We start from the raw sequence: 6,562 nt of genomic DNA, 5'->3' as shown, positions 1-6,562 counted from the left end.
CCTACGACTGGCCCTGCCCCCCCCCCCCCCCGCCGCGCCCCGCGGGGGGGGGGGGGCGCGCGGGGCCCGGGGGGGGCCCCGCCCCCCCCCCCCCCCCCCCGGTGGGCCGTGTCCCCGCCCCGGCCGGGGCGGGCACCCTCCGCCCGGGGCGCTCGCCGTGCGCGACACCGCGGCGGCGCGGCGCCCGGGCGGTTCACCGTCAGGGAGACCATGGTGCGCAAGCACGAGCGCCTCGCGACCGTCTGGGCCGCCGGAGTGGCCGGGGTGGTGTTCGCGCTGCTGATGGCCGCGGTGATCGTCCTCGTACGGACCGCCCTGCCCGGCGGCGCCGACGGCGAGGACGTCGCCGACCCGGGGCAACGCGGCGCCGTGCGCACGGCACTGGCCCTGCTGCCGTTCGCCGGGATCGCGTTCCTGTGGTTCATGGGTGCCCTGCGCGAGCAGGCGGGGGCTGGCGAGGACCGCTTCGTCTCCACCGTGTTCCTGGGCAGCGGCCTGGTCTTCGTCGCGACCCTGTTCGCCGCCGCCGCGGCGGCCGGGAGCGTGCTGGAGGAGAACCAGCAGAGCTCGGGCTTCGGCCGGCACCTCGCCTACACCCTGCTGACCACGTACGCGATGCGGATGGCGGCGGTGTTCGTCATCACGACCTCGACCATCGGCCGCAGGCTCGGCGTGCTCCCGCGTCCGCTGGTCGTCTTCGGCTATCTGGCGGGCCTGACCCTGCTGGTGATCGGCGCCAACGTGCCCTGGTCCGAACTGATCTTCCCCGCCTGGGCGCTGGTGCTGAGCCTGGACATCCTGCGGGGCAGACGTCCCCCCGCGGCACGCCCCGCCGCCCCGGCCTGATCCGTCACTCGAACGGTCTCCCCCTCGTCGCCGCGTCCGGGCAGGCCACCGAGAGTGGTCAGGAGGAAAGACCGGGCCCCTGGAGAGGACCGATCCCGTGGTCAGGATTGCCGTCGATCTGAACCGCTGTCAGGGGTACGCGCAGTGCGCGTTCCTCGCCCCCGACCTCTTCGTCATGCACGGCGACGAGGCACTGCTGTACGACCCGGACGCCGACGAGGCGCAGCGCGACAAGCTCGCCCAGGCCGCCGCGGCCTGCCCCGTCCAGGCCATCCTGGTCGACGCCGTGGACGTACCGGCCGAGGCGGTGTCCGATGGCCGCTGACGCCACCCTGGAACGTCTCAGGCGCGAGGGCCGCATCGTCGTGGTCGGCGCCTCGCTGGCCGGTCTGCGCGCCGCCGAGACCCTGCGGGCCAAGGGCTTCGAGGGCTCACTGACCCTGATCGGCGACGAGCCGTACGAACCGTACGACCGCCCGCCGCTGTCCAAGCAGGTGCTGCTGGGCAGGGCGCGTGCCGAGCGCACCGCGCTGCCGAGGCTCCGGTCCGTCGACGCGACCTGGCGGCTGGGCGTCGCGGCCACCGGGCTGGACATGACGGCCCGGCGGGTGCGGCTGGCCGACGGCGACGAGGTGCCCTACGACCGGCTGCTGATCGCCACCGGCGTACGGGCACGGCCCTGGCCGCACGAGGCCGAGGCGGAACTCGACGGCGTCTTCGTGCTGCGCACCCGCGACGACAGCGCCGCGCTCGCCCGGCGGCTGGACGAGGGACCCCGGCGGGTGCTCGTCATCGGGGCCGGGTTCACCGGCTCGGAGATCGCCTCCGCCTGCCGCGAGCGGGGCCTCGCCGTGACCGTCGCCGAACGCGGCGCCGCGCCCCTGGTCGGCGCGCTCGGCGGGGTCGTCGGCGCGGTCGCCGCCGAGCTGCACCGCGAGCACGGCGTGGACCTGCGGTGCGGGGTCATGGTGACCGCGCTGGAGGGCGACGCGGCGGGACGGGTGCGCGCCGCGCACCTGTCGGACGGCTCCACCGTGGAGACCGACGTGGTGGTCGTCTCGCTCGGCGCCCTGCGCAACACCGAATGGCTGGCCGGGTCGGGCCTCGGGGCCGGCCCCCGGGGCATCGCCTGCGACGCGGGCTGCCGCGCCTTCGACATCCGGGGGATCGTCACCGACGACATCTACGCGGCCGGCGACGTCGCCCGCTGCCCGCACCCCCTGTTCGGCTACCAGTTCCTGTCCCTGGAGCACTGGGGCAACGCCGTCGCCCAGGCCGGGATCGCCGCGCACAACATGCTGAGCGAGAGCCCCGGACGCGTACCCCACATGGAGGTGCCCGCCTTCTGGTCCTCGCAGTTCGGGATCAACATCAAGTCGGTCGGCGTGCCCTCGCTCGGCACCGAGATCCTCATCGCGCAGGGCTCGCTCGCGGACCGCCGGTTCATCGGCGTCTACGGGTACCAGGGGCGCGTCATCGGCGCCGTCGCCTTCGACCAGGCCCGCTGGCTGCCGTTCTACCAGGAGCTGATCGAGTCCACCGCGCCGTTCCCCCCGCCGTTCGCCACGGTGGACCGGCGCCCGGAGGGGCAGCGGCCGCTGGACGCGGACTTCCCCGACCCCTCGGTCCCCACCCACGGCCCCACCGTGACCCTCAGCGGATACTCGCCGGCCGACCGCCGGATGACGTTCACGCCCGCGCACTGACCCGAACGGCCACGAGGACCCGCCATGACGCACCCCCTGCTGCACCAGATCCTGGACTACGCCAACCGGGCCGATCCCTACCCGATCTACGAGGAGCTCCGCAAGACACCGGTCCACCACGAGGACGGCGGGCCGTATGTGATCAGCACGTACTACGAGATCCGCAGCCTGCTGCACGATCCCCGGATCAGCTCCGACGCCCGCAACCTCGCCTCGCACGCCCCCGACCCGCTGGCCGGGGAGTCCCCCGAGGAGGGCGGCGCGCTGCCGCCGGGCTTCCTGAAGCTCGACCCGCCGGAGCACGACCGGCTGCGCCGGATGACGAACCGGCCGTTCGGCCCGCCGCACTCGCCCCGCCGTGTCGACGGGATGCGCCCGGAGCTGCACGAGATCGTCACCGGCCTGATCGACGGCATCGGCGACCCGGGCCGGATCGACCTGGTCGAGCAGTTCTCCTACCCGTTCCCGGTGACCGTGATCTGCCGGCTGCTCGGCGTGCCCCGCGAGGACGAGGCGCGCTTCCACGTCTGGGCGGACACCCTCGCCGCGAGCCTGGACCCCGACCCGGACGCCGATCCCGCCGAGCGGGGCAAGGGCGCGCACGACGCCCGGATGCAGCTGGGCATGTACCTGGCCGGCCTGATCGAGGAGCGCCGCAGGAACCCGGGCGAGGACATGCTCTCCCAACTGGCCACGGCCAAGGGCGAGGACGGCCCGATGACCACGATGGAGCTGCTCAGCACCGCCGCGCTGCTGCTGATCGCCGGGCACGAGACCACCGTCAACCTGATCACCAACGGCATGCTCACCCTGCTGCGCCACCCCGACGTCCTCCAGCGGCTGCGCACCGAGCCGCGTCTGGCCGTGCCCCTGGTCGAGGAGCTGCTGCGCTTCGAGCCGCCGGTGCAGCTGGTGCCGCAGCGCACCACGCTCGCCGACATCGAGGTCCGGGGGGTCGCCATCCCCAAGGGCTCGGCCCTCTGGCTGGTCCTGGCCTCCGGCAACCGCGACCCCCGGCGCTTCACGGACCCCGACCGCTTCGACCCGGACCGCCCCGACATCCAGCACCTCGGCCTGGGCAGCGGCGTCCACAGCTGCTTCGGCGCCCCGCTCGCCCGCCTGGAGACCCAGCTCGCCCTCTCCGAACTGGCCCGCAGACTGGAGAACCCGCGCCTCGTCGAGGACCCGCCGCCCTACCGCCAGAACGCCGTACTGCGCGGCCCCCGCCACCTGTACATCGCCTGCGACGGCATCCGTTCCTGACGGCCTGCCGGGGCGGGCCGGATCAGGCGACCCGGTCGCCGCCCGCGCCGAGCGTGCGCAGCAGTCGCGGCAGCGCCGTGCCGATCGGCTCGCGCACGACCTCGTCGGCGATCTCGTCGTACGGCGTCGGCTCCGCGTTGACGATGATCAGACGGGCGCCGTGGTCGACGGCGAGACCGGCCAGCGCGGCGGCCGGCTGCACCTGGAGGCTGGTGCCGACGGCGATGAAGACATGGCAGGCCCTGGTGACGGCCAGGGCTTCGCCGAGGACCTCGGGGTCGAGGTTCTGGCCGAACATGACGGTCGCGGACTTCAGGATGCCGCCGCAGACCGCACAGGCCGGGTCGTCCTCGCCGGCCTCGATGCGGGCGAGGGCGTCCTCCATCGGCCCGCGCACCCCGCACTCCGTGCAGACGAACTGCCGTGCGGTGCCGTGGAGTTCGATGACCTTGCGGGCGGACAGCCCGGCCAGCTGGTGCAGCCCGTCCACGTTCTGGGTGATCACCCGCACCGGAACCCCCGACCGCTCCAGCTCCGCGACCGCCCGGTGCGCGGCGTTCGGTTCGGCGAGGAGCGTGCCGGCCCGGCGCCGCATCCGCCAGGAGCGCCGCCGGATGTCCGGGTCGCCCATGTAGTACTCGTACGTCACGAGCTTCTCGGCCTCGGGGTCCTTGCGCCACAGCCCGTTCGGGCCGCGGTAGTCGGGGATTCCGGAGTCCGTGCTGATACCGGCGCCGCTCAGGATCGCGACGAGGGGCTTGGTCATGGCTCCGAGCGTAGGCGGGGGCGCCCCCGGGCGGCGAGGCGATTTCCCTGTCGCGCGGGGACGGCGGCTGTTAGCGTCCGGGGCATGGTCAAGATCAGCATCTCCCTGGACGCCGAGCTCGTCGTGGAAGCGATGGTGCTCTCCGGCGCCGGGAACCCCCAGGACGCCGTCGAGCTCGTGGTGCGGGACTACATCCAGCGCGGTCACCGCACCGAGGCCAGGGTGCTGGAGCAGGACGAGGCGCTGCACGACCGCACCGCCCGGCCCCGGGACGTGGAGGGCTGACGCCCGTACCGGCCACCGGCTCAGGCGACCGGGAGGCCGTTCTCCAGCTCGGCCGTTCCCGCGCCGGACTCGACGACGTCCAGTGCCGTGAGCACCCGGCGGCCGAGGTTGCCCGGCAGGAGCCCGGCGAGGTCCTCGCGCGCCACCATCCGCCAGGACAGCAGCTCGTCCTCCTGGAGCCGGATCGCCTTCAGGTCGTCCTCGCCGAGCACCCCGCCGTCGTAGAGGTACGCCACCAGCGGCGGCCTGCCGGGGCCGCGGGACCAGTCCACCGCGAGCAGCCGTCCGATCTCACGGTCCAGGCCGATCTCCTCTGCCGTCTCCCGCCGCGCGCCCTCGCGCGGGCTCTCCCCCTCGTCCGACTCGACGGTCCCGCCCGGCAGGCCCCAGCCCTCGCGGTAGTTCGGCTCGACGAGCAGGACGCGCCCCTCGGCGTCCCGGAACAGGGCGGCGGCCCCGACGAGGACACGGGGCAGGCCCGCGATGTACGCGGCGAAGTCAGCAGTGGTCATCCGGGCAGCGTACCGAGCGTGCGCCCTCCCGCGGCGGGCGCACGGGGGCGCACCGACGGCCGCCCGCGCCCCTGGCTCAGACGGTGGACTCCGCCAGGCGCAGGGTGCGTTCCGCCAGCTCACTGATGCGTACGCCGTCGAAGCCGAACACCGCCGTGCGGACCGTGTCCTCCAGCGGGTCCGTCCACTGCTCCGGGATGCCGTGGGCGCCCGTCAGGACGCCCGCCACCGAGCCCGCCGTGGCGCCGTTGGAGTCGGTGTCCAGGCCGCCGCGGACGGTCAGCGCGACGGTCCGGGTGAAGTCGCCGTCGCCGTAGAGCAGCCCGGCGGTGATCACCGCCGCGTTGGGCACGGTGTGGATCCAGCCCAGGCCCGCGGTCTCCTCGGCGACCGTGGCCACCGTCTGCTCCCAGCTCAGACCGCTCTCGTGCAGCGAGGCCACCCGGCGGACGGTCCTGGCCAGCCGGCAGCCGCCGGGGATCACGGAGAGGGCCTCCTCCAGCGCGTCCCGCACGGTCCCGGCGGTGAACGCCGCCGCGATCAGCGCGGCCGCCCACATCGCGCCGTACACCCCGTTCCCCGTGTGCGACAGCACCGCGTCCCGGCGGGCCAGCGCGGCGGCCCGGTGCGGATCGCCGGGGCAGGTCCAGCCGTGGATGTCGGCACGGATCAGCGCGCCGATCCAGTCCTGGTAGGGGTTGTCGTACGTCGCCGTCAGCGGCGGCCGCAGCCCGTTCGCCAGATTGCGGTACGCCGCCCGCTCCGCCGTGAAGGTCTGGAGGTACGGCAGGGACAGCAGCCACAGGTCGCCCACCTGCTCGGTGCTGAACGCGAAGCCGTGCCGCTCCAGCAGACGCAGCCCGAGGATCGCGTAGTCGACGTCGTCGTCGCGGCAGCTGCCGTGGATGCGGCCGCGTACGCACCGGCGCCACTCCGGGCGCAGCGCCGCCGCGTCCTCGGCGCTCACGGGCTCGGGGAGGTAGTCGGTGAGCGGCAGCGCGCCGGCGTCACCCAGATAGCGGTCGATACGGGCGCGGGTCCACACCTCGCCCTGCTCCACCGGCTTGCCGAGCATGTTGCCCGCGATCCGGCCCAGCCAGCCGCCGTGCACGCGGTCGGCGAGCGTGCCCGCGGCGGTGCCCACAGTGGTCATGCAGGAAGGTCTACCCCGTCCCGGGGCCGCC

At 74.5% G+C, this 6,562-nt stretch carries 8 protein-coding genes; 5 read left to right on the top strand and 3 right to left on the bottom strand.

Annotation, left to right across the window (positions count from 1 at the left end):
* Positions 1-210 precede the first annotated feature (210 nt).
* The 4 genes from ACFYR0_RS03265 (at position 211) to ACFYR0_RS03250 (ending at position 3,815) form a co-directional block, all read left to right on the top strand.
* A complete protein-coding gene (locus ACFYR0_RS03265) occupies positions 211-846 on the top strand; it encodes a hypothetical protein (RefSeq protein ID WP_389321333.1) in 636 nt (211 codons plus the stop codon).
* A 97-nt stretch (positions 847-943) separates the two neighbouring features.
* Positions 944-1,171, top strand: a complete 228-nt coding sequence (locus ACFYR0_RS03260; RefSeq protein WP_386379261.1) for a ferredoxin — start codon at positions 944-946, stop codon at positions 1,169-1,171.
* A complete protein-coding gene (locus ACFYR0_RS03255) occupies positions 1,161-2,552 on the top strand; it encodes an NAD(P)/FAD-dependent oxidoreductase (protein WP_389321331.1) in 1,392 nt (463 codons plus the stop codon). The genes ACFYR0_RS03260 and ACFYR0_RS03255 overlap by 11 nt, the downstream gene beginning before the upstream one ends.
* A 24-nt stretch (positions 2,553-2,576) precedes the next feature.
* Complete coding sequence (locus ACFYR0_RS03250; protein ID WP_389321329.1) at positions 2,577-3,815, top strand: cytochrome P450; 1,239 nt, start codon at positions 2,577-2,579, stop codon at positions 3,813-3,815.
* Positions 3,816-3,837: 22 nt separating this feature from the next.
* Here ACFYR0_RS03250 and ACFYR0_RS03245 read toward each other — a convergent pair whose 3' ends face one another.
* Positions 3,838-4,581: an NAD-dependent deacetylase gene (locus ACFYR0_RS03245; protein WP_389321327.1), complete on the bottom strand. Its 744-nt coding sequence runs from the start codon at positions 4,579-4,581 to the stop codon at positions 3,838-3,840.
* A gap of 84 nt (positions 4,582-4,665) precedes the next feature.
* On the opposite strand from ACFYR0_RS03245, the gene ACFYR0_RS03240 reads away from it, so the two are divergent.
* Positions 4,666-4,866 carry a DUF2191 domain-containing protein gene (locus ACFYR0_RS03240; RefSeq protein ID WP_389321325.1) on the top strand — a complete coding sequence of 67 codons (201 nt, stop codon included), beginning with the start codon at positions 4,666-4,668 and terminating at the stop codon, positions 4,864-4,866.
* 20 nt (positions 4,867-4,886) lie between these two features.
* On the opposite strand, the gene ACFYR0_RS03235 is transcribed toward ACFYR0_RS03240, so the two are convergent.
* Both ACFYR0_RS03235 and ACFYR0_RS03230 read right to left on the bottom strand, forming a co-directional pair.
* Positions 4,887-5,378 (bottom strand): NUDIX domain-containing protein, encoded by a 492-nt coding sequence (locus tag ACFYR0_RS03235; protein WP_389321323.1) that lies wholly within the window; start codon positions 5,376-5,378, stop codon positions 4,887-4,889.
* Positions 5,379-5,454: 76 nt separating this feature from the next.
* Positions 5,455-6,531: an ADP-ribosylglycohydrolase family protein gene (locus ACFYR0_RS03230; RefSeq protein ID WP_389321321.1), complete on the bottom strand. Its 1,077-nt coding sequence runs from the start codon at positions 6,529-6,531 to the stop codon at positions 5,455-5,457.
* Positions 6,532-6,562: the final 31 nt, after the last annotated feature.

Origin of the sequence: Streptomyces sp. NPDC005017 (assembly GCF_042873115.1) — a bacterium.
GTDB lineage: Bacteria > Actinomycetota > Actinomycetes > Streptomycetales > Streptomycetaceae > Streptomyces.
This window is presented reverse-complemented; position numbering and strand designations above follow the sequence as displayed.